This is a genomic window from Streptomyces sp. NPDC005962 (genome assembly GCF_040629205.1).
Taxonomy (GTDB): domain Bacteria; phylum Actinomycetota; class Actinomycetes; order Streptomycetales; family Streptomycetaceae; genus Streptomyces.
The window spans coordinates 26,304-50,523 of sequence record NZ_JBEXVE010000028.1 but is presented as its reverse complement, the minus strand read 5'-3'; the positions used below and the strand labels follow the sequence as shown (position 1 = coordinate 50,523).

The 24,220-nt window shown below is 72.0% G+C and carries 23 protein-coding genes and 1 pseudogene; 13 read left to right on the top strand and 11 right to left on the bottom strand.

Annotation, left to right across the window (positions count from 1 at the left end; genetic code table 11):
• Positions 1-24 precede the first annotated feature (24 nt).
• The 4 genes from gcl to ABZ370_RS34220 are packed head-to-tail and all read right to left on the bottom strand — an operon-like array spanning position 25 to position 5,051.
• Positions 25-1,803, bottom strand: a complete 1,779-nt coding sequence (gene gcl, locus ABZ370_RS34235; RefSeq protein WP_358629018.1) for a glyoxylate carboligase — start codon at positions 1,801-1,803, stop codon at positions 25-27.
• A gap of 27 nt (positions 1,804-1,830) precedes the next feature.
• Positions 1,831-2,727 (bottom strand): 2-hydroxy-3-oxopropionate reductase, encoded by an 897-nt coding sequence (locus ABZ370_RS34230; RefSeq protein WP_358629015.1) that lies wholly within the window; start codon positions 2,725-2,727, stop codon positions 1,831-1,833.
• Between the two features lie 56 nt (positions 2,728-2,783).
• Complete coding sequence (locus tag ABZ370_RS34225; RefSeq protein WP_358629012.1) at positions 2,784-3,617, bottom strand: TIM barrel protein; 834 nt, start codon at positions 3,615-3,617, stop codon at positions 2,784-2,786.
• Positions 3,618-3,662: 45 nt separating this feature from the next.
• A complete protein-coding gene (locus ABZ370_RS34220; RefSeq protein ID WP_358629009.1) occupies positions 3,663-5,051 on the bottom strand; it encodes an NAD-dependent malic enzyme in 1,389 nt (462 codons plus the stop codon).
• 398 nt (positions 5,052-5,449) lie between these two features.
• Between ABZ370_RS34220 and ABZ370_RS34215 the strand changes: the two genes are divergently transcribed.
• The 5 genes from ABZ370_RS34215 to ABZ370_RS34195 all read left to right on the top strand — a co-directional run bounded on the left by ABZ370_RS34215 (position 5,450) and on the right by ABZ370_RS34195 (position 10,859).
• Complete coding sequence (locus ABZ370_RS34215) at positions 5,450-5,650, top strand: DUF3311 domain-containing protein (RefSeq protein WP_358629006.1); 201 nt, start codon at positions 5,450-5,452, stop codon at positions 5,648-5,650.
• A complete protein-coding gene (locus ABZ370_RS34210; protein WP_358629003.1) occupies positions 5,647-7,143 on the top strand; it encodes a sodium:solute symporter in 1,497 nt (498 codons plus the stop codon). The genes ABZ370_RS34215 and ABZ370_RS34210 overlap by 4 nt, the downstream gene beginning before the upstream one ends.
• 160 nt (positions 7,144-7,303) lie before the next feature.
• On the top strand, positions 7,304-8,881 hold the full coding sequence (gene crtI / locus ABZ370_RS34205; RefSeq protein WP_358629000.1) for a phytoene desaturase family protein: 1,578 nt from the start codon (positions 7,304-7,306) through the stop codon (positions 8,879-8,881).
• A complete protein-coding gene (locus tag ABZ370_RS34200; RefSeq protein ID WP_358628997.1) occupies positions 8,878-9,864 on the top strand; it encodes a phytoene/squalene synthase family protein in 987 nt (328 codons plus the stop codon). The genes crtI and ABZ370_RS34200 overlap by 4 nt, the downstream gene beginning before the upstream one ends.
• Positions 9,861-10,859, top strand: a complete 999-nt coding sequence (locus tag ABZ370_RS34195) for a DUF5914 domain-containing protein (protein ID WP_358628994.1) — start codon at positions 9,861-9,863, stop codon at positions 10,857-10,859. The genes ABZ370_RS34200 and ABZ370_RS34195 overlap by 4 nt, the downstream gene beginning before the upstream one ends.
• Here the strand turns inward: ABZ370_RS34195 and ABZ370_RS34190 are convergent.
• The 4 genes from ABZ370_RS34190 to ABZ370_RS34175 all read right to left on the bottom strand — a co-directional run bounded on the left by ABZ370_RS34190 (position 10,808) and on the right by ABZ370_RS34175 (position 14,945).
• Positions 10,808-12,403 (bottom strand): FAD-dependent oxidoreductase, encoded by a 1,596-nt coding sequence (locus tag ABZ370_RS34190; RefSeq protein ID WP_358628991.1) that lies wholly within the window; start codon positions 12,401-12,403, stop codon positions 10,808-10,810. The two genes, ABZ370_RS34195 and ABZ370_RS34190, sit on opposite strands and share 52 nt — an antisense overlap.
• On the bottom strand, positions 12,400-13,611 hold the full coding sequence (locus ABZ370_RS34185; RefSeq protein WP_358628989.1) for a lycopene cyclase family protein: 1,212 nt from the start codon (positions 13,609-13,611) through the stop codon (positions 12,400-12,402). The genes ABZ370_RS34190 and ABZ370_RS34185 overlap by 4 nt, the downstream gene beginning before the upstream one ends.
• A 36-nt stretch (positions 13,612-13,647) precedes the next feature.
• Positions 13,648-14,130, bottom strand: a complete 483-nt coding sequence (locus tag ABZ370_RS34180; RefSeq protein WP_358628986.1) for a sortase — start codon at positions 14,128-14,130, stop codon at positions 13,648-13,650.
• 245 nt (positions 14,131-14,375) lie between these two features.
• The gene (locus tag ABZ370_RS34175) at positions 14,376-14,945 is read right to left on the bottom strand and encodes a WHG domain-containing protein (RefSeq protein WP_358628983.1); all 570 of its coding nucleotides are present in this window, start codon (positions 14,943-14,945) and stop codon (positions 14,376-14,378) included.
• 169 nt (positions 14,946-15,114) lie between these two features.
• Between ABZ370_RS34175 and ABZ370_RS34170 the strand changes: the two genes are divergently transcribed.
• Both ABZ370_RS34170 and ABZ370_RS34165 read left to right on the top strand, forming a co-directional pair.
• Positions 15,115-16,578: a DUF1996 domain-containing protein gene (locus tag ABZ370_RS34170; RefSeq protein WP_358628980.1), complete on the top strand. Its 1,464-nt coding sequence runs from the start codon at positions 15,115-15,117 to the stop codon at positions 16,576-16,578.
• 132 nt (positions 16,579-16,710) lie between these two features.
• Complete coding sequence (locus tag ABZ370_RS34165) at positions 16,711-17,361, top strand: TetR family transcriptional regulator (protein WP_358628977.1); 651 nt, start codon at positions 16,711-16,713, stop codon at positions 17,359-17,361.
• Positions 17,362-17,381: 20 nt separating this feature from the next.
• Here ABZ370_RS34165 and ABZ370_RS34160 read toward each other — a convergent pair whose 3' ends face one another.
• A complete protein-coding gene (locus tag ABZ370_RS34160; protein WP_358628974.1) occupies positions 17,382-18,650 on the bottom strand; it encodes an ATP-grasp domain-containing protein in 1,269 nt (422 codons plus the stop codon).
• A 230-nt stretch (positions 18,651-18,880) separates the two neighbouring features.
• On the opposite strand from ABZ370_RS34160, the gene ABZ370_RS34155 reads away from it, so the two are divergent.
• Together ABZ370_RS34155 and ABZ370_RS34150 are read left to right on the top strand one after the other, a co-directional pair.
• Positions 18,881-19,438, top strand: a complete 558-nt coding sequence (locus ABZ370_RS34155; RefSeq protein WP_358628971.1) for a carboxymuconolactone decarboxylase family protein — start codon at positions 18,881-18,883, stop codon at positions 19,436-19,438.
• Positions 19,435-20,283, top strand: coding sequence for an RNA polymerase sigma-70 factor (locus ABZ370_RS34150; protein WP_358628968.1), 849 nt, complete (start codon positions 19,435-19,437; stop codon positions 20,281-20,283). The genes ABZ370_RS34155 and ABZ370_RS34150 overlap by 4 nt, the downstream gene beginning before the upstream one ends.
• Before the next feature lie 34 nt (positions 20,284-20,317).
• On the opposite strand, the pseudogene ABZ370_RS34145 reads toward ABZ370_RS34150, so the two are convergent.
• Positions 20,318-20,731, bottom strand: a pseudogene (locus ABZ370_RS34145) (aminotransferase); the annotation flags it as partial.
• A 25-nt stretch (positions 20,732-20,756) separates the two neighbouring features.
• Between ABZ370_RS34145 and ABZ370_RS34140 the strand changes: the two are divergent.
• The 4 genes from ABZ370_RS34140 (at position 20,757) to ABZ370_RS34125 (ending at position 22,173) form a co-directional block, all read left to right on the top strand.
• Positions 20,757-20,918, top strand: coding sequence for an acetate--CoA ligase family protein (locus ABZ370_RS34140; RefSeq protein WP_358628965.1), 162 nt, complete (start codon positions 20,757-20,759; stop codon positions 20,916-20,918).
• Entirely contained in the window at positions 20,912-21,124 is a 213-nt protein-coding gene (locus ABZ370_RS34135) for an acetate--CoA ligase family protein (protein WP_358628963.1), read from the top strand. The genes ABZ370_RS34140 and ABZ370_RS34135 overlap by 7 nt, the downstream gene beginning before the upstream one ends.
• On the top strand, positions 21,117-21,902 hold the full coding sequence (locus tag ABZ370_RS34130) for an enoyl-CoA hydratase-related protein (RefSeq protein WP_358628960.1): 786 nt from the start codon (positions 21,117-21,119) through the stop codon (positions 21,900-21,902). The genes ABZ370_RS34135 and ABZ370_RS34130 overlap by 8 nt, the downstream gene beginning before the upstream one ends.
• 85 nt (positions 21,903-21,987) lie before the next feature.
• On the top strand, positions 21,988-22,173 hold the full coding sequence (locus ABZ370_RS34125; protein ID WP_358628957.1) for a hypothetical protein: 186 nt from the start codon (positions 21,988-21,990) through the stop codon (positions 22,171-22,173).
• Between the two features lie 75 nt (positions 22,174-22,248).
• Here the strand turns inward: ABZ370_RS34125 and asnB are convergent, their stop codons facing one another.
• Complete coding sequence (asnB, locus tag ABZ370_RS34120; RefSeq protein WP_358629207.1) at positions 22,249-24,081, bottom strand: asparagine synthase (glutamine-hydrolyzing); 1,833 nt, start codon at positions 24,079-24,081, stop codon at positions 22,249-22,251.
• Positions 24,082-24,220 lie beyond the last annotated feature (139 nt).

Genomic DNA, 24,220 nt, shown 5'->3' with positions numbered 1-24,220 from the left:
TGCCGGGCGGTGCCGCCCGGGGGGTCATCCGAGGGCGGTGCGCAGCGCCGTGGGGGCGTGTTCGGGGCTGGTGGCCAGCTCCTCGAACTCGTTGATGTTGTCGATCTCGGTGCCCATGGCGACGTTGGTGACGCGCTCCAGGATGACCTCGACGATGACCGGGACCCGGAACTCGGCCATGAGCTTCTTGGCCTCTTCCAGGGCGGGTGCGATGCGGTCCGGTTCGAAGACCCGGATGGCCTTGCAGCCGAGCCCTTCGGCGACCTTGACGTGGTCGACCCCGTAGCCGCCGACCTCGGGGGCGTTGACGTTGTCGAAGGAGAGCTGGACGCAGAAGTCCATGTCGAAACCGCGCTGGGCCTGGCGGATCAGCCCCAGATAGGCGTTGTTGACGACGACATGGAGGTAGGGGATCTGGAACTGGGCGCCGACGGCGAGTTCTTCGATCATGAACTGGAAGTCGTAGTCGCCGGAGAGGGCGACGACGGGGGCGTCCGGGTCGGCGGTCGCCACGCCCAGCGCGGCCGGGACGGTCCAGCCCAGCGGCCCGGCCTGACCGGCGTTGATCCAGTGCCGGGGGCGGTAGACGTGCAGCATCTGGGCGGCCTGGATCTGGGAGAGGCCGATCGTGGACACATAGCGGGTCTCCGGCCCGAACGCCCGGTTCATCTCCTCGTAGACCCGCTGCGGTTTGACCGGCACCTGGTCGAAGTGGGTCTTGCGCAGCATCGAGCCCTTGCGGCGGCGGCAGCTGTCGGCCCAGTCGGCGCGGTCCGTGAGTTCACCGGCCGCCTTGAGTTCCCGGGCGGCCTCCACGAACAGCTCCAGCGCGGCCCGGGCGTCGGAGACGATGCCGTAGTCGGGGGCGAAGACGCGGCCGATCTGGGTGGGTTCGATGTCGACGTGGACGAAGGTGCGGTCCTTCGTATAGGTGTCGACGCCGCCGGTGTGGCGGTTGGCCCAGCGGTTGCCGATGCCGAGGACGAAGTCCGACTCCAGCAGGGTGGCGTTGCCGTAGCGGTGGGCGGTCTGGAGGCCGACCATGCCCGCCGTCAGCGGGTGGTCGTCGGGGATGGTGCCCCAGCCCATCAGGGTGGGCACGACCGGCACCCCGGTCAGCTCGGCGAACTCCACCAGCAGATCGGCCGCGTCGGCGTTGATGATGCCGCCACCGGCGACCAGCAGCGGCCGCTGGGCGGCCTGGAGCAGGCCGATCGCCTTGTTGATCTGCGCCCGGGTCGCGACGGGCTTGTGGACCGGCAGCGGCTCATAGGTGTCCGGGTCGAACTCGATCTCGGCCATCTGGACGTCGATGGGCAGGTCGATCAGAACCGGTCCGGGGCGGCCGGACCGCATCAGGTGGAACGCCTGCTGGAAGGCGCCCGGCACCTGGGCGGGCTCCAGCACGGTCATGGCCATCTTGGTCAGCGGCGCCGCGATCGAGGCGATGTCGACCGCCTGGAAGTCCTCCTTGTGCAGCTTGGCCACCGCCGCCTGGCCGGTGATGCACAGGATCGGAATGGAATCGGCGCTCGCCGAGTACAGACCGGTGATCATGTCGGTGCCCGCGGGGCCGCTGGTGCCCACACAGACTCCGATGTTCCCGGCCTTGGCCCGGGTGTAGCCCTCGGCCATGTGCGAGGCGCCCTCGACATGCCGGGCCAGGACGTGGGTGAGGCCGCCGTTGCTGCGCATCGCGGCGTAGAAGGGGTTGATCGCCGCGCCGGGGAGACCGAAGACGTGGGTGGTGCCCTCACGCTTGAGGATCTCCACCGCCGCCTGGGCCGCTGTCATACGCGCCATGGGGTTACTCCTGTGGTTCCGGGGGGTTCAGTGGATGTCGCGGCCGGCGAGGCGCTCGACGCCGCGCAGCAGCGCGGAGTGGTCGAGGTCGCCGTCGCCGCAGGCACGGGCGGAGGCGACCAGCTGGGCGACGACGGAGCCGACGGGCAGCGGTGCGCCGACCGCCCGGGCGGCGTCGGTGACGATGCCCATGTCCTTGTGGTGCAGATCGATGCGGAAGCCGGGCTTGAACTCACGGCTGAGGACCGCGTTCCGCTTACGGGCCAGCACGGTGGAACCGGCCAGACCGCCGCCCAGCACCTCCAGTGCGGCCCCCAGGTCCACCCCGGCGTTCTCCAGGAACACCACGGCCTCGGCCAGGGCCTGCAGGTGGACGGCGACCATCAGCTGGTTCGCGGCCTTGACCGTCTGTCCGGCGCCGTGCGGGCCGACGTGCACGAGGGTGGTGCCCAGCGCCTCGAACACCGGCCCCGCCTCGGCGAAGTCGTCCGCCTCGCCGCCGACCATGATGGACAGGACGCCCTCGATCGCACCGGCCTCACCGCCGGAGACCGGGGCGTCCAGCGTGCGGACGCCCTTCTCCTTGGCGGCGGCCTCGACCTCCAGGGAGGTCTGCGGGGTGATGCTGCTCATGTCGATCAGCAGGGTGCCCGGCGCGGCGTGTTCCAGGACGCCGCCCTCGCCGAGGACGACCTCCTTCACCTGCGGGTCGGCCGGGACCATGGTGATGACGACCTCGGCGTCCCGCACCGCCTGCGCGATGCTGTCCGCGCCGTGGCCACCGGCAGCGGCGAGCTTGTCGACGGCGGCGCGGCTGCGGTTGTAGCCGGTGACGGTGTGCCCGGCCTTGACCAGGTTGGCGGCCATCGGGCCGCCCATGATGCCCAGGCCGATGAAGGCGATCTTGCGTGGAGTGGCGGTCATCGTGGCGCTCCTTCGTGTTTTTGAGGGCCGTGTTTTTGAGGGCTTCGCAAGTCAGATCAGGCGTGGGCGGTGCCGCCGCGCCGCTCGCGCGGGAGCCAGTCGAAGCTGTCGGCGCTCGGGCCCTGGGCCTTGTACTCCAGGCCCACCCAGCCGTCGTAGCCCGCCGCCTCGATCGCGGTGAGCCACCCGTCGAGGTCCAGCCCGCCGGTGCCCGGCGCGCCCCTGCCGGGGGCGTCCGCGATCTGGACGTGGCCGACGCGCTCGGCGTGGGCGGCGATCACCTTCGCCACGTCGTCGCCGTTCACGGCCAGGTGGTAGAAGTCGGCGAGGAAGCGGAGGTTGCGGGCGCCGGACGCGCGCTCCACCCGGTCGATGACGCCGAGCGCGTCCGCCGCGGTGAGCAGCGGATACGCGGCGGCGCCGCTGACCGGCTCCACCAGGACCGTGCCACCGACGCGCTGCGCCGCCTCGGCCGCCAGCGCCAGGTTCTCGGCGCCGAGGGCGTCCTGCTCCGCCGGGTCGGCCCCCTCGACGCGGTTGCCGTACAGGGCGTTGAACGCGCGGCAGCCCAGCTGCTCGCCGATCGCCACGGTCACGTCGATGTTGTCGCGGAACTCGGCGCTGCGGGCGGGCCAGGACACCAGGCCGCGGTCGCCGCCCGGCATGTCCCCGGCGAAGAAGTTCAGCCCGGTCAGCTGGACCCCGGCGTCCCGCACGGCGCGGACGAAGGCGTCGACGTCCTTGTCATCCGGCACCGCCACGGTGTGGGGCCACCAGAACTCGACGGCGTCGAACCCGGCGGCCTTCGCCGCGGCCGGGCGCTCCAGCAGCGGCAGCTCGGTGAAGAGGATCGACAGGTTGACGGTGTACGGCAGACGGTGGGCGCTCATTTCTCACATCCCAGGAAGTAGGTGCTTGTGCGGAGGTGCTTGTGTTCAGGCTCGGGCGTGGCTCGCGTCCCGGACGGCCGCGGCGACCGCGGGCGCCACATCCGGGTCGAAGACGCTGGGGACGATGTGTCCGGCGTGCAGATCCCCGGCCGCGACCGTGTCGGCGATGGCGCGGGCCGCCACGATGAGCATCGCGTCGGAGATCTCCCGGGCGCCCGCGTCGAGGAGGCCGCGGAAGATTCCGGGGAAGGCCAGGACGTTGTTGATCTGGTTGGGGTAGTCGCTGCGGCCGGTCGCGACGACGGTGGCGTGGCGCCGCGCCTGGACCGGATCGATCTCGGGGTCGGGGTTGGCCAGGGCGAAGACGATCGCGTCGTCCGCCATCGCCGCCACGTCATCGCCGCCCAGGATGTCGGGCGCGGACACGCCGATGAAGACGTCCGCGCCACGCAGGCCCTCCGCCACGCTGCCGGAGCGGTTCCCGGCGTTGGTGCGCTCCGCGAGCTCGCGGCGGGCGGCGTCCAGGCCGGGCCGGTCGCGGTGGATGACCCCGGACCGGTCGCAGGCCACGATGTCCCCGGCGCCCTCGGCGGTCAGCAGCCGGATGATGGCGGTTCCCGCGGCGCCCACGCCGCTCACCACGATCGTCGTATCGGCCAGTTTCTTGCCGACCACGCGCAGGGCGTTGGTGAGGGCGGCGAGGACGACGACCGCCGTACCGTGCTGGTCGTCGTGGAAGACCGGGATGTCCAGCTTCTCGCGCAGCCGCCGTTCGATCTCGAAGCAGCGCGGTGCGGAGATGTCCTCCAGGTTGACGCCCCCGTACACCGGGGCGATCAGCTCGACGGCCCGGACGATCTCGTCGGTGTCCTGGGTGTCCAGGCACACCGGCCACGCGTCCACGTCGGCGAACCGCTTGAACAGGGCGGCCTTGCCCTCCATGACGGGCAGGGCCGCCTCGGGGCCCAGATTGCCCAGGCCGAGCACGGCCGAGCCGTCGGTCACGACCGCGACCGTGTTGCCCTTCACGGTGAGGCGCCGGGCCTCGTCCGGGTCGGCGGCGATGGCCCGGCAGACGCGCGCCACCCCGGGTGTGTAGGCCCGGGAGAGGTCGTCGCGGTCGCGCAGCTCGGCCCGGGAGCCGACCTCCAGCTTGCCCCCGATGTGCATGAGGAACGTGAGGTCGTCGACGGTGCGCACGCTCACCCCGTCGAGCGCGGCGACCGCGTCGGTGATCGCCTGGATGTGGTGGCTGTCGACGGCGTCGCAGGTGAGGTCGACCACGAGGTGGCCGGCGCCGCTCTCGACGACGTCGAGCGCGGTGAGCACGCCCCCGGCGTCGCCCACCGCCGCGGCGAGCCGCCGGGTGGAGGTGGCGTCGGCGGGGGCCTCCGCACGCAGGGTGAGGGCGAATCCGGGACTCGGTGTGGACATGGGCTGACCTCGCACACTCGGGGCGCCTTGGGAACGCCGTGACTTCCACGATGCGGATAGTGGTTTTTGCTTAGTGGAATAACAACGCGTGGGACGCGTCGGCGTCAAGCCCCTGGCGGCGGTTCGTGGCGATGGGTCCGCTTCAACGAAATGTTTGATCTATCCAGTGCGTGCGAAGCGTTGACATGGGCTCTTGGGCGGACCTATACATCTCCCAAGTTGAAAAAAGTTTTCCGCGAAGTGGAATGGCCTGGATCGGGGAGAGGCGACCGCCCCCTCCCATGGGCCGAGCCGTCCCCCGGTGGCAGCACCCCGGCGGGACCGTCCCACGCTCGTGTCATCCCCAGAGGAGCCCCGCCCCATCTGTGGAGTGCGGCCCGCCCCAGGAGGTTCTAGACGTGAAACCCATCCATCTGCTCGGAGCGATCCCGTTCATCGGGATCATCGGGGGGATCTTCTTCGTGAACCGGGTGACGCCCTACGTCCTCGGCATGCCGTTCATCCTCTTCTGGCTGGTCATGTGGGTCGTCCTGATCTCGGCGACCATGGCCGTCATCTACCGGCTCGACCCCGCCAACCGTAAGGAAGGCACCTCGTGATCGCCCTCGCCGTCATCTTCATCTTCCTCGTCGCCGCGCTGCTGCTGGGGCTGCGCGCCCGCCGCGGCAGGGACATGGACCTCGAACAGTGGTCGGTCGGCGGCCGAGGCTTCGGCACGATCTTCGTCTTCCTGCTGCTGGCGGGCGAGATCTACACGACCTTCACCTTCCTCGGCGCCTCCGGCTGGGCCTATGGCAAGGGCGCCCCGGCGTACTACATCCTCTGTTACGCCTCACTCGCCTACGTGCTGTCCTACTGGCTGCTCCCGGCCGTCTGGCGCTACGCCAAACAGCACCGGCTCATCTCGCAGTCCGACTTCTTCGTCGCCAAGTTCGAGAGCCCGCTGCTCGGCGCGCTCGTGGCGCTCGTCGGTGTCATCGCGATGGTGCCGTACCTGGTCCTGCAGCTGAAGGGGCTCGGGATCATCGTGTCCGTCTCCTCCGACGGCCGCATCCCCTCCCACTGGGCCATCGTGATCGGCACCGTCGCCCTGACCGTGTACGTCACCATCTCGGGCATCCACGGCTCCGCGTGGACCGCCGTCATGAAGGACGTCACCATCCTCGCGGTCGTCCTGATCCTTGGCATCTACCTGCCGATCCACTACTTCGGCGGCTTCCAGAACATGTTCGAGGCGGTCGACAAGAGCCAGGCGCACTTCCTCACGCTGCCCTCCAGCGGCATGAGCACCTCGTGGTTCGCCTCCACCGTGCTGCTCTCGGCACTCGGCTTCTACATGTGGCCGCACACCTTCAGCGCCGCCTACAGCGCGCAGAACGAACGTGTCTTCCGCCGCAACGCCATCTTCATGCCGCTCTACCAGCTCATCCTGCTCTTCGTCTTCTTCGCCGGGTTCGCCGCCATCCTCGTCGTGCCCGGCCTCAAGGGCGCCGACGCGGACCTCTCGCTGCTGCGCATCACCACCGCCACGTTCCCCCCGTGGTTCGTGGGCATCGTCGGCGGCGCGGGACTGCTCACCGCGCTGGTCCCCGGATCGCTGCTCCTGATGACGTCCGCGACCTGCCTGGCGAAGAACGTCTACCGGCTCGCCCGCCCGCAGAGCAGCGACCGCGAGGTGACCCGCCTGGCACAGTGGCTGGTCCCCGCGCTCGCGCTGGTGTCCCTCTACTTCACCTTCAACGGCGGCGACTCGATCGTGTCCCTGCTGCTGATGGGCTACGCCCTGGTGACCCAGCTCTTCCCCGCCCTGGTCGCGAGTCTGGCCAAGCGGAATCCGGTCACCAAGCAGGGGGCGGCCGCGGGCATCGTCGTCGGAGTCGTCGCGGTCGCCGTCGTCACCCTCTCCGGTGTCACGGTCGGCAGTCTGCTGCCAGGACTTCCGCAGGCGATCAAGGATCTGAACGTGGGTGTCATCGCGCTGTTCCTCAACATCGTGGTGATGGCGGCCGTCTCCGCCGCCACGCGCCCGGCGGGGCGGCCCAGCGCCGCGCCGCCGCAGGTCCAGCCCGAAGCCGCGGCCGGCACCGGCTGACCCACCCGGCACACCCGCGCCGCCACCCCCGGAATGGCCGGGGGCGGCGGCGCGGGTGTGCCCCCCGAATGCCGCAGGGCGGCTCACTCACGGTCGAATTCGTTCGGCCGGACGGCCCCTCGCGCGGGTGCGCGGCCCGGATGTCAGAAGACTGAAGACCATGAGGACCGTCGCCGGGCCCACGGGCCATGTCGTGGTGGTCGGAGCGGGCCTGTCCGGGCTCGCCGCCACGCTGCACCTGCTCGGCGCCGGACGCCGGGTGACCCTCGTCGAACGCGCCCTCCGGCCCGGCGGCCGGGCCGGGCGGCTGGAGCGCGGCGGCTACCACTTCGACACCGGCCCCACCGTGCTCACCATGCCGGACCTGCTGGCCGAGGCCCTGGCCGCCGTGGGGGAGGAGGTGTCCGACCGGCTCGACCTGGTCGCCCTGCACCCCGCCTACCGGGCCAGGTTCGCCGACGGCAGCAGCCTCGACGTCCACACCGGCGCGGACGCCATGGAGGAGTCCGTACGCGCCTTCGCCGGGCCGCGCGAAGCGGCCGGATACCGGCGGCTGCGCGCCTGGCTGGAGGCGCTCCACCGGGCCCAGATGCCCCGCTTCATCGACGCCAACTTCGACTCGCCGCTCCAGCTGGTCCACCCCGACCTGGCCCGGCTGGCCGCGCTCGGCGGCTTCGGACGGCTCGGCCCCGGCATCGGCCGCTTCCTCCACGACGAGCGGCTGCGCCGGATCTTCTCCTTCCAGGCCCTCTACGCGGGTGTGCCACCGGCCCGCGCCCTGGCCGCGTACGCCGTCATCGCCTACATGGACACCGTCGCGGGCGTGTACTTCCCCCGCGGCGGCATGCACGCCGTGCCCCGCGCGCTGGCCGCCGCGGCCGCCGACGCCGGTGCCGACCTGCGCTACGGCCAGGAGGTCACCGGGCTGGAGCGGCGGGCCGGACGGGTCACCGCCGTCATCACCACCAGCGGCCGCGTGCCCTGCGACGCCGTCGTCCTCAGCTGCGAACTGACCGAGGCCTACCGGCTGCTGGGCCGCGCCCCGCGCCGCCCGCTGCGGACACGGCGCTCACCCTCGGCCGTCGTCCTGCACACCGGCACCGACCGCACCTGGCCCGAACTGGCCCACCACACCCTCTCCTTCGGCGCCGCCTGGCGCACCACCTTCGAGGAACTCACCGTCTCCGGGCGGCTGATGAGCGACCCCTCGCTCCTCATCACCCGGCCCACCACCCACGACCCCGCCCTCGCGCCGCCCGGCCGCCACGTCCACTACGTCCTCGCGCCCTGCCCCAACACCGACATCGGACCCGGCGCCACCGCGTGGGGCACCCTGGGCCCGCGCTACCGGGACCGTGTTCTCGCCGAGCTGGAGCGCCGGGGCCTGACCGGACTCGGCGCGGCCATCGAAGAGGAATGCCTGGTCACCCCGGCCGACTGGACCGCCCAGGGACACGCCGCGGGCACTCCGTTCTCGCTCGCCCACACCTTCGGCCAGACCGGGCCCTTCCGCCCGGCCAATCTCGTCCGCGGAACGGAGAACGTGGTGCTGGCGGGCTGCGGCACCACCCCCGGCGTGGGCGTCCCGACCGTCCTCATCTCCGGCAAGCTGGCCGCCGCCCGCATCACCGGCCACCCCCGCCCGGGTCCCCGCCACTTCCACCCCGGTCCCCGCCACTTCCGCTCCGGGTCCCGCCCCACCCGGCCGCGGGCTCTCCACCGGCAAGGACCCCCATGACCCGACACGAACTCGACGCGGCGGGCATCCACGACCCGGCGCTGCGCGCCGACTATCTGCGCTGCCGCCAGCTCAACGCCCGCCACGGCAGGACGTACTTCCTGGCCACCCGGCTCCTGCCCGCGGCCCGGCGCCCCGCCGTGCACGCCCTCTACGGCTTCGCCCGCTGGGCCGACGACATCGTGGACGACCTCCAGGACACCCCCGGCACCGCCCCGCGCGAAGCCTGCCTGGACCGGCTGGAGGACGAGCTGTCCCGGGCCCTGCGCACCGGCCGCGGCGACGAGGCCGTCGTACGGGCACTGGCGCACACCGCCGCCACCTACCGCATCGACCACCGGCACTTCACCGACTTCATGGCCTCGATGCGCGCCGACCTGACCGTCACCGACTACCCCACCTTCGCCCATCTGCGCCACTACATGCACGGTTCGGCGGCGGTGATCGGCCTTCAGATGCTGCCCGTACTCGGCCATGTCGCGCCCCGCGAGGACGCCGAGCCGCACGCGGCGGCGCTCGGCGTCGCCTTCCAGCTCACCAACTTCCTGCGGGACGTGGGCGAGGACCTGGACCGCGGCCGGATCTACCTGCCCGCCGACCTGCTGGCGGCACACGGAGTGGACCCCGAACACCTGCGGTGGAGCCGCCGCACCGGACGGCCGGACCCGCGGATCACCGCCGCACTGCGCGACTTCGCCGCGCTCACCCGCGGCTACTACCGCCGCGCGCTGCCCGGCATCCCGATGCTCGACCCGGTGGCCCGCCCCTGCATCCGTACCGCGTACGTGCTCTACGGAGGCATCGTCACCGCCGTCGAGCGCGACGGCTACACGGTGCTGCACCGGCGGTCGGCGGTGCGGCGGCGGGTACGGGCCGCCCTCGCGCTCGACGGACTGCTCCGGGTCGGCGCCGCCCGGCTGCTGGCCGCCCGTACCGCACCCGCCACCCCGCCCGGCCCGCTCCCCGCCGAGGAGGCCGCATGACGCCACCCGTACCCCGCAGCCTTCCGCTGTCCCTGCGGCGCCGCGCCCTCCCCTGGGACCGGCAGCGGCCCACCTGGCGGGAGGCCAGGCCCGCCCAGATCGCCGCGGCCCTGAAACGGGCCCGGGACCGCCCGTCGGGCAACTGGTACGTGCTCGGCGCGTCCGCCGCCGTCACCCCGGGCCGCCCCTTCGGCCGGACGATCGCCCACACCGAGGTGGTGGCCTGGCGGGACGCCATCGGCCGCCTCCTCGCCGGGCCCGGCGCGTGCCCGCACCTCGGGGCGCCGCTGAAGGACGCGACGGTCAGCCGCGGCCGCCTCGTCTGCCACTGGCACGGCCTCGCCCCGCACGAGGACACCGCCACGGGCTGGTCCCCGCTGCCCGCCCACGACGACGGCGTCCTCGCCTGGGTACGGCTCGACGCGGCCGGTGGCGAGGAGCCGCTGGAACGCCCCGTGCTGCCGCCCCGCCCGGCGGCCGGGGCCACCGTCGCCGCCGTCCACGACACCACCGGCACCTGCGAACCGGCCGACGTCGTCGCCAACCGCCTCGACCCGTGGCACGGCGCGTGGCTGCATCCGTACTCCTTCGTCGATCTCACCGTCGAGGAAACCGCCGTGCCCGGTGGCGAGGACGGCCTCGCCGTCCGGGTGTCCTTCAAGCTCGCGGGCCGCGTCGTCGTCCCCGTCCGCGCCGTCTTCTCCGCACCCGGACCCCGCACCGTCGTCATGCGCATCACCGACGGCGAGGGCCGCGGCTCCGTCGTCGAGACCCACGCCACCCCGCTGGCCCCCGACCACCGCGGCCGCCCCCGTACCGCCGTCGTCGAGGCGGTCCTCGCCACGTCCGACCGCCCCGGCTTCGCCGTCGCCCGCGCCGCCGCACCCCTGCTGCGGCCGCTGATGCGCGCCGCCTCCGGCCGCCTGTGGCGCGACGACCTCGCCTACGCCGAACGCCGCTGGGCCCTGCGGGAGTCGGGGCGCTTCCCGGGCTGACGAGTGGTCAGATCCGTCAGCCGGTGCACACCGCGCAGCACGGCCGTGCGGCCGTGGCGGGGGACCGTCCACAGCCGCTGGCCGCGCACGCCCCAGCGGGCGAGCAGGGCGTTGGCGGCCAGGAATCCGCTGGTGGCCGCGCGTTCCATCAGGGCCACCGGCAGATCGGTGCGGACCAGGTCCCCGGCCAGCATCACCGCCGGATCGGGGGTGCGCACCGTGGGCCGGTCGCGGTGGCGGCCCACGGGGAAGGCCGGGCAGTCGGCGCGCCATACGTGGCGTACGTCGACCACCTCGGCATCCCGGGTCTCGGGGTAGACCCGGGACAGCTCCTCCCGCAACCGCCGCTCCACGGCGGCCCGTTCGGCCGCCGGGTCGACGGCGTACGCGTGCAACTCCAGCACCGACCCGCCGGTGGCCGCCGCCCACCGGGCCGCTTCGCCCTCCCACCGGGACACCACACTGACGTTGTCGAGCGGGCCGTAGCCGCTCGTGCCGAGGAAGCCGGGGCGGCCGGGGTCCGTGGGGGCACCGAGCCACAGACGGGAGACCAGGAACGGCGGCGCGGTCCGCAGGGCCGCGATCCGCTCCCGCCACCCCGGGTCGCCCAGGCCGGGGGAGTGCGCGACCACCGTGCGCAGCCCCGCGGTGTCCAGGGCGAGCACCACCCCGTCGTACGCCTCCCCGTCCACCGCCACCCGCCCGCCGCCCAGCGGCCGCACCGACTCCACGGCGGCGCCCAGCCGCACCCGCGTGCCATGACCCTCCAGATAGCGCCGCAGCGGTTCCCACAGCGCGTACGGGAACGGCTCGCGCACCACGTCGAACAGCAGCCCCTCGCTCGACCCGAGGAAGTAGATGTGGAACATCACCGCCAGCTCGGCCGCGGACAACTCGCCCGGATCGACGAAGAAGCTGCGGGAGAACACCTCGAACGCCAGGTGCCGGGCCGCCGCCGGGAAGCCGACCGCGTCCAGGAACTCCGCCGCGCTCAGCGTGTCCAGCCGCTGGTGGATACGCGGCAGCCGGACGTCGAACAGCGGCAGCGCGGCCACCGGGTCCATACCCGCCAGATCCCGCCAGCCGAACGACGGACTGCGCGCGACGAAGCCGAGCGCGGACCACGGCGGGGTGCGCGGGACGCCCGCGAAACCGTCCCGCAGGCCCGAGCTGTGCCACAGCGGATAGTCCGGCAGCCCGGTGAGCACGCTCAAGGCCGGGTCGATCCGCCGCAGCAGTCCGCGCAGGTTGTAGTACTGCCGGAAGAAGGCGTGGAACCCACGGCACATCGTCGCCGCCGACCCGTCCGCGAGCGTCGTCGGCCACCCGGCCAGCCGCCCGCCGAGCATCGCCCGGCGCTCGTACAGCACCACCGCGACCCCGCGCTCGGCCAGTCCGGTCGCCGCCGCGAGTCCCGCGATCCCGCCGCCCACCACGGCGACCCGTGGCGCCCGCCCGGCCGGGACCCGGGCCCGCCCCGCCGCCACCGGCAGCACCTCGGCCCGCCGGTCCCGCCCCCGCCGGGCCGCCGCCGGGGGCGTCACCGAACCGCCTCGGTGGCGCCCGGCCGGTGGCGGTGGGCACGACGCCGGAGCCAGGGCAGTTCGGCCACCGTCCGCAGCATGGGTGCCACCGGTGTCCGCACACCGACCATGACGTCCTCCGCCAGACCGGTGCGGCCGTCGAGGAAACGCAGCAGACGGGCGGCGGGGACGTGGCGGAAGAGCCCGGTGAAGACCTCGGCACCGGCCACCCGGCCGGTGGCCAGGGCGCGCAGCATCGCCGCGTCCATCGCCAGCGCGCGGGCCGGATACGGCGCCGGCGGCACCGGGCGGCGGCCCGCGGCGAGGGCCGCCGCCACCGCGTGGGACTGCCGCCGCACGGCGGCGAACGTGTAACCGGTGGCCGGGCGGGTGGCGCCGCCCGCGGTGCCGATCCGGAAGACGCTGGCGCCCGCGTGGCGGGGGAAGCGGCCGTCCGTCATGGGGATGACGCCCTGCTCGGTGGAGAGCACCCGGAAGGGCGGCAGCCGCAGCACGGCCCCGGTGTAGTGGCGCAGGGCCGCGTCGTACGCGGCGTCGTCCAGCACCGAGGGCGAGAACTCGGTGTATTCCACCAGCGCCTCACGGTCGCTCAGCGGCAGTACGTAGCCGAAGGACAGACCGCGGTCCGGCTGCGGGGTGCGGAAGTCCATCAGCTCGGCCACCGCCGGGTCCAGGGCCGGGGTGTCGCAGCGGATGAACCAGCCCCGGAAGTGCTGGAGCAGCGTGGTGCGGGCCGGAGGCAGGGCGGCCGCCGGGCGGGAGTCGAAGGCCCACCGGGTGCGCCACACCACCGGGCGGCCCCCGGCGCGGGTGCCCCGCACGAGCGCGCCGCCCGTGTCGTCGCGCACCTCGTCCACCACCGCCTCCACCCGCCGCACCGAGGGTGCCGCGTCGAGCCGGGCGGCCACCCAGTGCTCGAAGTCGCGCGAGCGCAGCATCTTGTAGACGAACGGCGCGAGTTCGCGGTCCAGTGGGTGGCCGTCGGCGCCGCGGACCCTGACCCGGCTCCAGCGGGCCGTCAGCGCCACGTCGAGCTCACCGCCCGGCTCCTCCCACCAGCACCACGTCCGCTCCGGTGGCCGCAGCGGCCCGTCCGGCGCCCCGATCAGCAGCACGCGGGGCGCGGAGGGCAGACTGGCGAGCCGGTGGGCCAGTGTCAGACCGGCCGCGCCCGCGCCGACGACGGCCACCTCCGCGTCCCACGCCACCGCCCGTCCCCGGGATGCTCGGGATGCGCCGGGGACCTAGCGCCGGACGCTCCTGTGGCGGCGCATCATGAGCACACTTCCGGCCGTGACGGCCAGGACGGTGCCGCCGAGGAGGGTCGGCTTGTTGCCGCCGAGCGCGGCAGGCCCGAATCCGGCGTGGACCCCGCCACTGGGACGGCTGCGCTTGACCTTGACCGTGTCCGTGATCTTGGTGCTCGGCGGACACTTCACGATGACGTCGTGGCCACCGGACGCGGCTCCCTCGGGAATCCGGAAGTGGCCGGTGAGCACGCCACTGTGGTCGTCGTCGAACAGATGGAACTCGTCTCCGCCCGCGGAGCCCTTGCCGTAGGTCACGTCCGAGCCGCAGGCGGTCGTACTGACGGTGACCGTGGACCCCGGGGCGCCCTTCCTCGGGCTGATGCGGAGCTCCGAGTCATCGGCGGCAGCGGCCGGACCCTGCAGCGTCAGGGCACAGAGAACCAGGCCGATGCCGGCACCGGCGGGTACGTAACGCATGAAAATCCTCCAACGGCAGTGGTCGGCCCGATCACGCGGCACCTGTGAGGTGTTCCGCTCATGAGACAACCGACAGTCCGCCACCGCCGCAACACGAGGCGTGACCCCGCGGCGGCGTGGCCAACGCTCCGCTTGATCGTTTACGCAGGTCACCGGAGGGACGGACGATGCGCAGCGGGCGGGCCCGAAGGGGAGCGAATGGGCTATGCGCCGGTGGTGGCGGCCCGGGTGCTTCCGGGGTGTGATCAGGGCGCGGGCCAGTTGCGCAGCAGGGCGTCGAGCGAGTCCAGGACCCGGGCCCAGGATTCCTCCGCGTCGGGGGCGCTGTGGCTGAACCCGCCCGCCAACTCCAGGCTGACGAAGCCGTGGAAGACGCTGCCGAGCAGCCGGACCGCATGCGTCTGGTCCGGCTCCGTCAGGTCGTAGCCGCGCAGGATCGCCCGCGTCATCTGCGAGTGCCTGCCGCCCGCGCTGGCGGCCGCCGCCTCGGGGTCGAGCCTGAACTGGGCCGCGGTGTAGCGGCCGGGGTGCTCGTGGGCGTAGTCGCGGTAGACGTGTCCGAAGGCGGTCAGGGCGTCCTTCCCGGCCCGCCCGGCCAGCGCGTCGGCGGCCCGGTCGGCGAGTTCCTCCAGGGCGAGCAGGGCGATCCTGGTCTTGAGGTCGCGGGAGTTCTTCAGGTGCGAGTACAGGCTCGCGACCTTGACGTCGAACCGCCTGGCCAGCTCCGATACGGTCACCTGGTCGAAGCCCACCTCGTCGGCCAGCTCCGCCCCGGCCCGGGTCAGACGCTCCGCGGTCAGCCCTGCGTATGCCATGCCCTCCCTCTCCGTCGCCCCGTCGAAAGACGTCATTATTCGTTTGCCTAAGACCCTTAGGCAAACTTTGGTCGCGGATCGCTCGGTGAGGTGATCCACCCCGCCGATCCGGTCCGGTTGTGTGGCTATAGCCTTCCGTCGAACGCGTCCGACATGACAGAGGAGTTCCATGCGACGCAACACGCGTAGACGGTCGAAGACCGCGAGACGGGCGATCGTCGCCACCGCCGCACTGGCCCTGGGGGCGGGCGGACTGGTGACGGTCAACATGTACGCCTCGGCCGACGCGGGCGACTCGCGGCAGAGCGGCACCGGCGACCGGGCGTTATCCGCCCAGGCCTCGACCATCGACTGTCCCGACGTCGGCCAGCGCCTGAGCGCGGTGCCCGAGCGGGCCCGGGCCGAGGTGGACCGGGAGCTCGCCCTGCTGGACAAGCAGGTGGCCGAGGCGTACCAGCGGCTGGCCGGGTCCCAGCGGGCGATCCAGCAGGACGTCAACTTCGCGCAGAACGCGATCGTGGGTCCGCTGAAGGACAAGCGCACGGCGACCATCGACCGGATCTCGATCGCCATCGGCCGGGTGGCCACCAAGCCGCAGGGTCTCGACGGGCTCGCCTCCTGCACGCTGAAGGCCTCCGGCAACCAGGGCGGCGGTGGTGGTCAGCAAGGTGGCAACCAGGGTGGCGGGCAGGGCGGCAACCAGGGTGGAAACCAGGGCGGCAACGGCCCGGTGGCCGCGGACTTCGTGGACATCACCAGTGTCCAGCCCAACGCGCGCACACCGCGCCCCGCGCGCAACGCCTCCAAGGGCCTCTTCGCCACCAAGTGCGGCGTCAACGCCAACAAGCTCTACAACACCGACAACGTCATCGTCGCCCCGGGCGTGTCCAACGGCGCACACCACACCCACGACTACGTCGGCAACCAGGCCAACAACGCGTTCGCCGACAACAACGCCTTCGCCGCCGGGCGCACCAGCTGCCAGAACCAGGGCGACAAGTCCACCTACTACTGGCCGGTGCTGCGGCTGCAGGACGGCAGCCGGGAGTTCGACGCGGACCGGCAGGGCGGTGGCGCGGAGGGCAACACCGGCCGCATCCTGACGGCCAAGAAGGTCACCCTGGAGTACGCGGGCAACCCGCGTGGCAAGGTCGTGGCGATGCCCAGGTTCCTGCGCATCATCACCGGCGACGCGAAGGCCTTCAGCAACGGGACGGCCAACGCCAACGCCTCCTGGAGCTGCACCGGGTTCGAGAACCGGCAGCTGAAGGACAAGTACCCGATCTGCCCGCAGGGCAGCGATGTGGTGCGTACCGCGAAGTTCCAGAGCTGCTGGGACGGCAAGAACGCCGACAGCGCCAACCACCGCTCCCACGTGGCGTTCACGGACACCGAAGGCCGCTGCCCGAAGGGCTTCGTGGCGATTCCGCAGCTGGTGCAGCGCCTGGTGTACGACGTGGACGCGCCCAGCCTGAAGGACAACGGGAAGACCCGGCCGTTCTTCGCCGTGGACGGATTCCCCGAGCAGTTGCACAAGCCGGTCACCGACCACGGGGACTTCATCAACGTCTTCGACGAGCGCGTGATGAACCAGATGGTGCGGTGCATCAACACCGGACGCACCTGCCGCTGAGGTGCTGAGGTAGTGCGGCACGGCATGCCCTGCCGGTGGCGGCAGGAAGCCCACCGGCAGGGCATCTCGCGGCCGCGCGCCGCGACACGGGGTATGCTTTAAAGCATTGGTTTTAATACGGCGGTGATGATGATGGCAGCCAGAACGAAGCAGGACGAGCGGGTCAGCGCGACACGCGAGGCGCTGCTGACGGCGGCGGAGCGGCTGTTCGCCGAGCACGGGGTGCACGCGGTGGCCAACCGCCAGATCAGCGCGGCCGCCGGACAGGGCAACAACGCCGCGGTCAATTACCATTTCGGCACCAAGGCCGACCTGGTCCGGGCGATCGTCCGGCGGCACGCCGAGCAGATGGAGCGGCTCCGCGCGGAGATGCTGGCCGCCATCGGCGACTCCACCGAGCTACGGGACTGGGTGGCCTGCGCGGTCCGCCCGACCACCGAGCACCTGGCCGCCCTGGGCCACCCCAGCTGGTACGCGCGGTTCATCGACCAGGTCACGGCCGACCCCGCGCTCCAGGCCGTCACCACCGCGGAAGCCTTCGCCGCCGCCCCGTCGCTGCACCCGCTGCAGGACGGGATGAATCGCTGCCTGCCCGACCTGCCCGCCGAGGTGCACGCCGAACGGGCCGCCATGACCCGCCACCTCATCAGGCAGATGACCGCCGAACGCGAGCGCGCCCTCGCCGACGCCGCCCCCACCTCCCGCACGACCTGGCACGACACCGCCACCGGCCTCATCGACGCGATCGTCGCCGTGTGGCAGGCCCCGGTCACCCGAACCTAGCGGGCGCGTACCGGCCGGGCCTACGCCTCGGCCACCGCCTCCGGGGCGTACTCGACGCGGATGGCGGTCTCCAGCGCGCGGTGGAACTGCTCGGCCTCGGCGGTGGTGGTGTGCCGGGACAGGATGAACGCCGGATACCCGGTGAAGTGCGGGTAGGGCCGCACCACATCGCCGGGGAAGAGCATCTGCACGACGTGGTCCACCCGGGGGTCGGCGCGCACCTCGTCCAGGCCGTTGATGGCGGTGATCCGCCCCGAACCGCCGCACGGCACGATGTAGTTGGCCGCCGCCCCCGTGGCGGAGGGGGTGCGGCCGGTGCCGAAGTCGCGTGGCGGCAGCCCGGTGGCGATCCGCAGCGCGTCCGCGGCGAAGTCCCGCCCGGTGACGTTCCGGACGATGTACCCCGAGACCCCCGAACCGCCGATGCGCGCCCCCAGCTCCAGCAGATACGGCCGCCCGCCGCGCAGCCGCAGTTCGGTGTGGGTGGGGCCGTCGGCGATGCCGAGGGCGGTGTGCGCGGCGGTGACCTCGCGCCGGATGGCGTCCCGCACCGCCTCGGGCAGGACGGCCGGGGCGCGGTAGACGCTCTCCTCGAAGTAGGGGCCCTCGGGTTCGCCCTTGTAGCCGATGGCGCACACCGTCACCTGCCCACGGTGGGCGAGGGATTCCACGGCGAACTCGGGCCCGTCGAGATACTCCTCCACGATCACACCGTCGACCCGGCCCAGCGTGCCACGGCAGATCTGCCACACCTCCTCGACCACGGCCTTCAGCTCGTCCGGGCGTTCCGCCTTGGTGACACCGAGGCTGGAGAAGCCCTGCGCGGGCTTGACCACCACGGGAAAGTCCAGGTGGGCGGCCTCCTCCCAGGCGGAAGGGGACTTCAGGGCGACGAAGCGGGGCACGTTGAGCCCCGCCGCGGCCAGCCGCTCCCGCATCACCCGCTTGTCCTGCGCGCCGAGCGCCGCGTCCCGCCCGATACCGGGCAGCCCGAGGAGCCCGGCGGCCTCCGCCACGAACGGCACGGCCGGGTCGTACAGGGTGCAGATGCCCTGGAACGGAGTGGTCTCGTGCCGTCGCCGCAGCGTGGCCAGGGCCCCCGCACGGTCCCCGTCGATGTCCAGGCGTAACAAGTCGGCCACGGCCGGGGGCAGCCGATCCGGGGTCACGGTCTCATCGGGGCGGGGGACCAGGACGATACGGATGCCCGCGCGCTCGGCGCTCTCGAAGACCCAGGGCAGCGTCGTCCGTTGGTACACCAGGACGAGACAGGGCTGCTGTGTGCTCACGATGTTCCCCGTTCCAGTGGGACTCCGGCCGCGCGGCCGGAGTCGTCGGTCATGCCGGACCCGGTGGCCGGGGGCGCACCCGGCCGGAGCCCACCGTCAGCCATACCCCGGCCGAGCAGGCGACGATGCCGTCGAGGTGTCTGCGGAGCAGGCGCGGCGCCACCGGATGTCACACTTCGGCGATCTCCCTTGTCACACCTCCGGAGGCCCTCGACAAAGGAGAACCCGCCATGGCCCGTATCTCGCTCACCCCGCCCCGCACCCTGCTCAACCGCATCGGCGCCTGGTACTCCCGGCGCACCTACGGCAAGGTGCTCGACCCCGGACTGGCCGTCGGCCACAACGCGCGGGTGCTGCTCACCTACGTCCGGCAGGAGCGCGGTGCCGCCAAGTGGAACCGTTGCGACCAGAGCCTCAAGCACCTCGCCGTCATGGCCGCGGCGGCCAAGATCAACTGCTCGTGGTGCATGGACTTCGGCCACTGGGAGGCCCACACCCTCGGGCTGTCCATGGACAAGATCAGCAAGGTCCCGCAGTGGCGCGATCACCAGGAGGTCTTCACCGAGCTGGAGCTGCTCGTCCTGGACTACGCCGAGGCCATGACCGAGACCGAACCCCGGGTCACCGACGAGCTGGCCGCCGCCCTCATCGAACGGCTCGGTGAGGCCGCCTTCGTCGAACTCACCGCCATGGTCGCCCTGGAGAACTACCGCTCGCGCGTCAACAGCGCCTTCGGCCTGGTCGGCCAGGGTTTCGCGGACGACTGCGCGGTACCGTCGCGGGTGTGATCGACGCAACCACCTTTGAACACCACCGACGCATGCTGTTCGGCATCGCCTACCGCATGCTCGGCAGCGTCGCGGACGCCGAGGACATCGTGCAGGACACCTGGCTGCGCTGCAGTCAGGTGTCCACCGCCGTGGACAACCCGGCGGGCTATCTGACCCGTACGGTCACCAACCTCGCCCTCAACCGGCTCACCTCGGCGGCCGTCACCCGCGAGCAGTACGTCGGGCCCTGGCTGCCCGAGCCGCTGGTCACCCGGCCCGACGCCGCCGAGGAGGTGGAGCTGGCCGAGTCGGTGTCCCTCGCCCTGCTCGTCGTCCTCGACAACCTCTCGCCGCTGGAGCGGGCGGTCTTCGTGCTCAAGGAGGCCTTCGGCTTCTCGTTCAAGGAGATCGCCGGAGTGCTGGAGCGCAGCGAGGCGTCCGTACGGCAGGTCGGCCACCGGGCCAGGTCACACGTCCGGGACCGGCAGCCGCGCTACGACACACCGGCCGAGGTGCGGCGACAGGTCACCGATGAGTTCCTGGCCGCGTGTCTCGGCGGCGACCTCAACCGGATGATGGAGCTGCTCGCCCCCGATGTGACGGCGTGGAGCGACGGCGGCGGCAAGGTGAAGGCCGCCGTCCGCCCGCAGCGCGGCGCGGAGAAGGTGGCCCGTTTCCTCGTCGCCGTCGTCACCCAGCCGATGGACGACCCCCGCGTACACGCGGTCGACGTCAACGGCCGACCGGGACTGCTCCTCACCGTCGCGGGCCGCCCGGACACCGTCGTCTGCGTGGAGGTCGCCGACGGCCGGATCACGGAGATCCGCATCATCCGCAACCCGGACAAGCTGCGGCACCTCTAACGGGGGTAGAGAGGACGTACGCGGTGTCGCGCCATTACGGTGCGCCGTGCTGCCCGCGAGCCGCGCGGGCCCACTCACCGAGGACGGGGACGCAGGCCTCGGCGAAGTACTCGTAGTCGGCGGCGGTGTTGTGGACGTGCGCGGACACCCGCAGATAGCCGATGCCGCCGAAGCGGTGAAGGCCGGTCAGCTCGGTGAACGCGGCACCGATGACCTGCGCGGCGTAACCGGCCAGATGGTCCATATAGCGACGGGCGTGCTGCCAGCCCCAGGTGTGCTCGATGAAGCCGAGCGCCGTCGGCGCCGCCAGATAGCAGGTGGCATCCACCGTGCCCTGCTGGTCGAAGCGGTCGGGGTACGGGTCCTCGGCGCCCCATGAGTCGATCGGTGGGTAGAGCCGTTCACGCAGCGGACCACGGGCGACGAGCCCGCTCGACGAGTGGCGCGGCAAGCGGGCCCTCGCCGCGTGGGGCGTGCCCGTTCCGGAGGGTGCCGTGGCCACGGCCGGGGCTGCCGCCGAAGTGGCCCGGGACATCGGATTCCCCGTGGTGGTGAAGGCGCTGTCGGAGACGATCGCACACAAGAGCGACGTCGGTGCGCCACCCTGCGACGGCTGCGCGTCTGGCCGTTGCTGACGGGCTTCCGCGGACAGCCACCGGGTGACGTCGACGCGGTCGTCGACGCGGTGGCGGCGGTGGCCGACCACGCGCGCGGCCACGCGCACACACTCCGGGAACTCGACATCAACCCCCTGCTGGTCCTTCCCGGCCGCGGCGGCGTCGTGGCCGCCGATGTGCTGATCAGGCTGGGGTCCGACGAACGAGGAGAAGCGGATGGCTGACCCGGTACGCATGGAGGCCGACGGCGGCGTCCTGGTGGTGACCCTGGACCGTCCCAAGGCGAACGCGATCGACGTGGCCACCAGCCGTGCGCTCCACTCGGCCTTCGACCGGCTGGCCCGGGACAAGACCCTGCGTGTGGCGGTGCTGACCGGCGCCGGACAGCGGTTCTTTTCGGCGGGATGGGATCTCAAGGCCGCGGCGTCGGGGGAGGCCATCGACGCCGATCACGGCCCGGGGGGCTTCGCCGGGCTCACCGAACTCTTCGGCCTCGACAAGCCCGTCATCGCGGCGGTCGGCGGCCTCGCGCTGGGCGGCGGTTTCGAACTCGCCCTGGCCGCCGACCTGATCGTCGCCGCCGACCATGCCGAGTTCGCCCTGCCGGAGGCGCCGCTCGGCATGGTCCCCGACTCCGGGGGCGTGCTGCGGCTTCCCCGGCGCCTCCCGCAGGCGGTCGCGAGGGATCTCCTGCTGACCGGCCGCCGGATGCCCGCGCACGAGGCGGAACGGTGGGGTCTGGTCAACCGCGTCGTCGACGGCCCCGACCTGATGGAGACGGCACTGCGAGTGGCGCGCGACATCCGTGCCGCGGCGCCGCTGGCGGTGGCGGCCATCAAGGAAATCCTGCGCACCACGGCCGCCTCCACGGTCGAGGAGGGCTACGAACACCTCCGCCACGGTGACCTGCCCGCGTACCGGGCCATGCTGGCCTCCGCCGACGCGCAGGAGGGCCCGCGGGCGTTCGCCGAAAAACGCCGCCCTCGGTGGACGGGCCACTGAGCCACCTCCCCGCCGCCGTCCAGCGCTTTGCTATCAATGCTCAAATTCATCCGGAGGACGGTGCGTTGGGGGTAGCGTCCCGGACATGAGCAACCAGATCAGCATTGACCGGGCCCCGGGTTCCGAGGGCGGCATCAGCATCACCGTCAATCTCTCGGCTGCGGCCCTGAGCGCCCTCCAGACCAACGGCCAGTACACCGAGGAGCTTGCCGAGGGACAGGTTTCCGGCGCCGGACCCGTGCTGGAGAAGATTTCCTTCAGCGTGTCGTAGCGGCCAACGTGTCGTAGCGGCAATGTGTCGTAGTGGCAACGTGCCGTAGAGCCGTCCGGGGCGGCGCGGCACGGGTCAGTCCAGCGTGATGGTGGGCTTCCGCAGGTCCAGCCAGGTGGCCAGGTCGAGGGCGCGTTCGATGGCGGCGCGCTGCTGGGTGGTGATGGCCTCGCCCGGTGCGGCGATGGCCTGCTTGAGCGTCTCGACGCGGCACAGGTCGAGGGCCGGGTGGCCCGAGGTGATGAGCTCGTTCGCCTGCCGCTTGATGGCGGTCAGGTAGGCGGGGTCGAAACTGCCGGGGTAGCCGCTCTTCTTGCGGTTCGCGACCGACTCGGGCAGCACATCCCGGGTGGCCTCGCGCAGAATGCTCTTCTCCCGGCCGTCGAACGTCTTCAGCGACCACGGGGTGTTGAAGACGTAACTCACGAGCCGGTGGTCGCAGAACGGCACCCTGACCTCAAGGCCCACCGCCATGCTCATCCGGTCCTTGCGGTCGAGGAGCGTGTTGACCATGCGGGTGAGATGCAGATAGCAGACCTGCCGCATGCGCTTCTCCAGGCCGGACTCGCCCTCCTTGAGGGGGACTTCCTTCAGCGCGGCGACGTAGCGGTCGCCGAGGTAGGTGTCCAGGTCGAGCCGGGCGGCGAGGTCGTCGGAGAGCAGGGTCTTGGTGTCGCCGAGCATCTGCCCACCGGCGAGCCACGGGAAGGTGTCGGCCTCGCGCCGCTCGTCGTGGAACCACGGATAGCCGCCGAAGACCTCGTCGGCCGACTCGCCGGACAGCGCCACCGTCGACTGCTCGCGGACCGCCTTGAACAGCAGGTAGAGCGAGTTGTCCCGGTCGCCGAGCCCGGTGGGCAGGTCCCGGGCGGCGATGGCGGCCCGCCTGACGGCCGGGTCGGACAGGGCGGAGCCGTCGAGCACGATGTCCTGGTGGTCGCACTTCACATACTCGGCCACGGCGTGTACATACGGCGTGTCGACGCTGGGTGCGACGTCGATGGCGCGGAAGTTCTCCGCCTGGTCGGGGAAGTCGACGGCGAAGCTGCGGACGGTCTCGCCGTCCTCGGCGAGCCTGCGGGCGGCGATCGAGGTCATCGCGGAGGAGTCGAGCCCGCCGGAGAGCAGGGTGCAGCGGGGCACGTCCGCCACGAGCTGGCGGGCGATGATGTCGTCCAGCAGCTCCCGCACATGGGCGACGGTCGTCCGCTGGTCATCGGTGTGTTCGGAGACCTCCAGACGCCAGTACGCCCGCTCCCGCAGCCCGTTGCTGTCGACGACGGCCAGATGGCCGGGGCGCAGTTCCTTCATGCCCTTCCATATGGCCTCGCCCGGTGTCTTGGCGAACGAGAAGATCTCGCGCAGCCCGTCGACGCCGATCACGGGGGCGGCGAGCGGGTTGGCGAGGATGGCCTTGGGCTCGGAGCCGAAGAGCACGCCGTCGTCGGTCTCGTAGTAGTAGAACGGCTTGATGCCCATCCGGTCCCGGACCATCACCAGCTTCTCGGTGCGGGAGTCCCAGATGGCGAAGGCGTACATGCCGTTGAGCTTCTCGGTGAGGGCTTCGCCCCACTCCAGATAGCCGCGCAGGACGACCTCGGTGTCGGAGTCGGTGGTGAAGCCGTGGCCCCTGCGGCGCAGTTCTCCGCGCAGCTCGGTGAAGTTGTACGCCTCACCGGAGTACACCATGGTGACGGGGCCGTCGGCCGTCTCGACGGTCATGGGCTGGGCCCCGCCGGGCAGGTCGATGACGGCCAGCCTGCGATGGCCGAGCGCCGCCCGGCCGGTGACCCAGGTGCCCGACGCGTCCGGGCCGCGGCACGCCATCGTCTCCGTCATGGTGTCGAGGAGCTGTCGGTGAGAGGTCAGGTCGCGGCGGTAGGAAACCCAGCCGGTGATGCCACACACAGTGATCAACCCTTTCGATCGAAGTGCCGAAAAACGGTTGCCTGCAATAACCATCTACCTCTCCGGAGGTGGTTCGCTACCTTCCGGCGTCAACGTCGGCGGGTGTCGTTTCTCACGCGTAAATTCCTGTTAAGAACAC

Bases quoted from the DNA above. Each gene is read 5' to 3' on its own strand.
- ABZ370_RS34220 (WP_358629009.1), bottom strand. From the start codon at position 5,051: ATGTCCACACCGAGTCCCGGATTCGCCCTCACCCTGCGTGCGGAGGCC.
- ABZ370_RS34155 (WP_358628971.1), top strand. From the start codon at position 18,881: ATGGCCCGTATCTCGCTCACCCCGCCCCGCACCCTGCTCAACCGCATC.
- ABZ370_RS34170 (WP_358628980.1), top strand. From the start codon at position 15,115: ATGCGACGCAACACGCGTAGACGGTCGAAGACCGCGAGACGGGCGATC.
- ABZ370_RS34195 (WP_358628994.1), top strand. From the start codon at position 9,861: ATGACGCCACCCGTACCCCGCAGCCTTCCGCTGTCCCTGCGGCGCCGC.
- ABZ370_RS34225 (WP_358629012.1), bottom strand. From the start codon at position 3,617: ATGAGCGCCCACCGTCTGCCGTACACCGTCAACCTGTCGATCCTCTTC.
- crtI (WP_358629000.1), top strand. From the start codon at position 7,304: ATGAGGACCGTCGCCGGGCCCACGGGCCATGTCGTGGTGGTCGGAGCG.
- ABZ370_RS34130 (WP_358628960.1), top strand. From the start codon at position 21,117: ATGGCTGACCCGGTACGCATGGAGGCCGACGGCGGCGTCCTGGTGGTG.
- ABZ370_RS34200 (WP_358628997.1), top strand. From the start codon at position 8,878: ATGACCCGACACGAACTCGACGCGGCGGGCATCCACGACCCGGCGCTG.
- ABZ370_RS34175 (WP_358628983.1), bottom strand. From the start codon at position 14,945: ATGGCATACGCAGGGCTGACCGCGGAGCGTCTGACCCGGGCCGGGGCG.
- ABZ370_RS34165 (WP_358628977.1), top strand. From the start codon at position 16,711: ATGGCAGCCAGAACGAAGCAGGACGAGCGGGTCAGCGCGACACGCGAG.
- ABZ370_RS34180 (WP_358628986.1), bottom strand. From the start codon at position 14,130: ATGCGTTACGTACCCGCCGGTGCCGGCATCGGCCTGGTTCTCTGTGCC.
- gcl (WP_358629018.1), bottom strand. From the start codon at position 1,803: ATGGCGCGTATGACAGCGGCCCAGGCGGCGGTGGAGATCCTCAAGCGT.
- ABZ370_RS34125 (WP_358628957.1), top strand. From the start codon at position 21,988: ATGAGCAACCAGATCAGCATTGACCGGGCCCCGGGTTCCGAGGGCGGC.
- ABZ370_RS34230 (WP_358629015.1), bottom strand. From the start codon at position 2,727: ATGACCGCCACTCCACGCAAGATCGCCTTCATCGGCCTGGGCATCATG.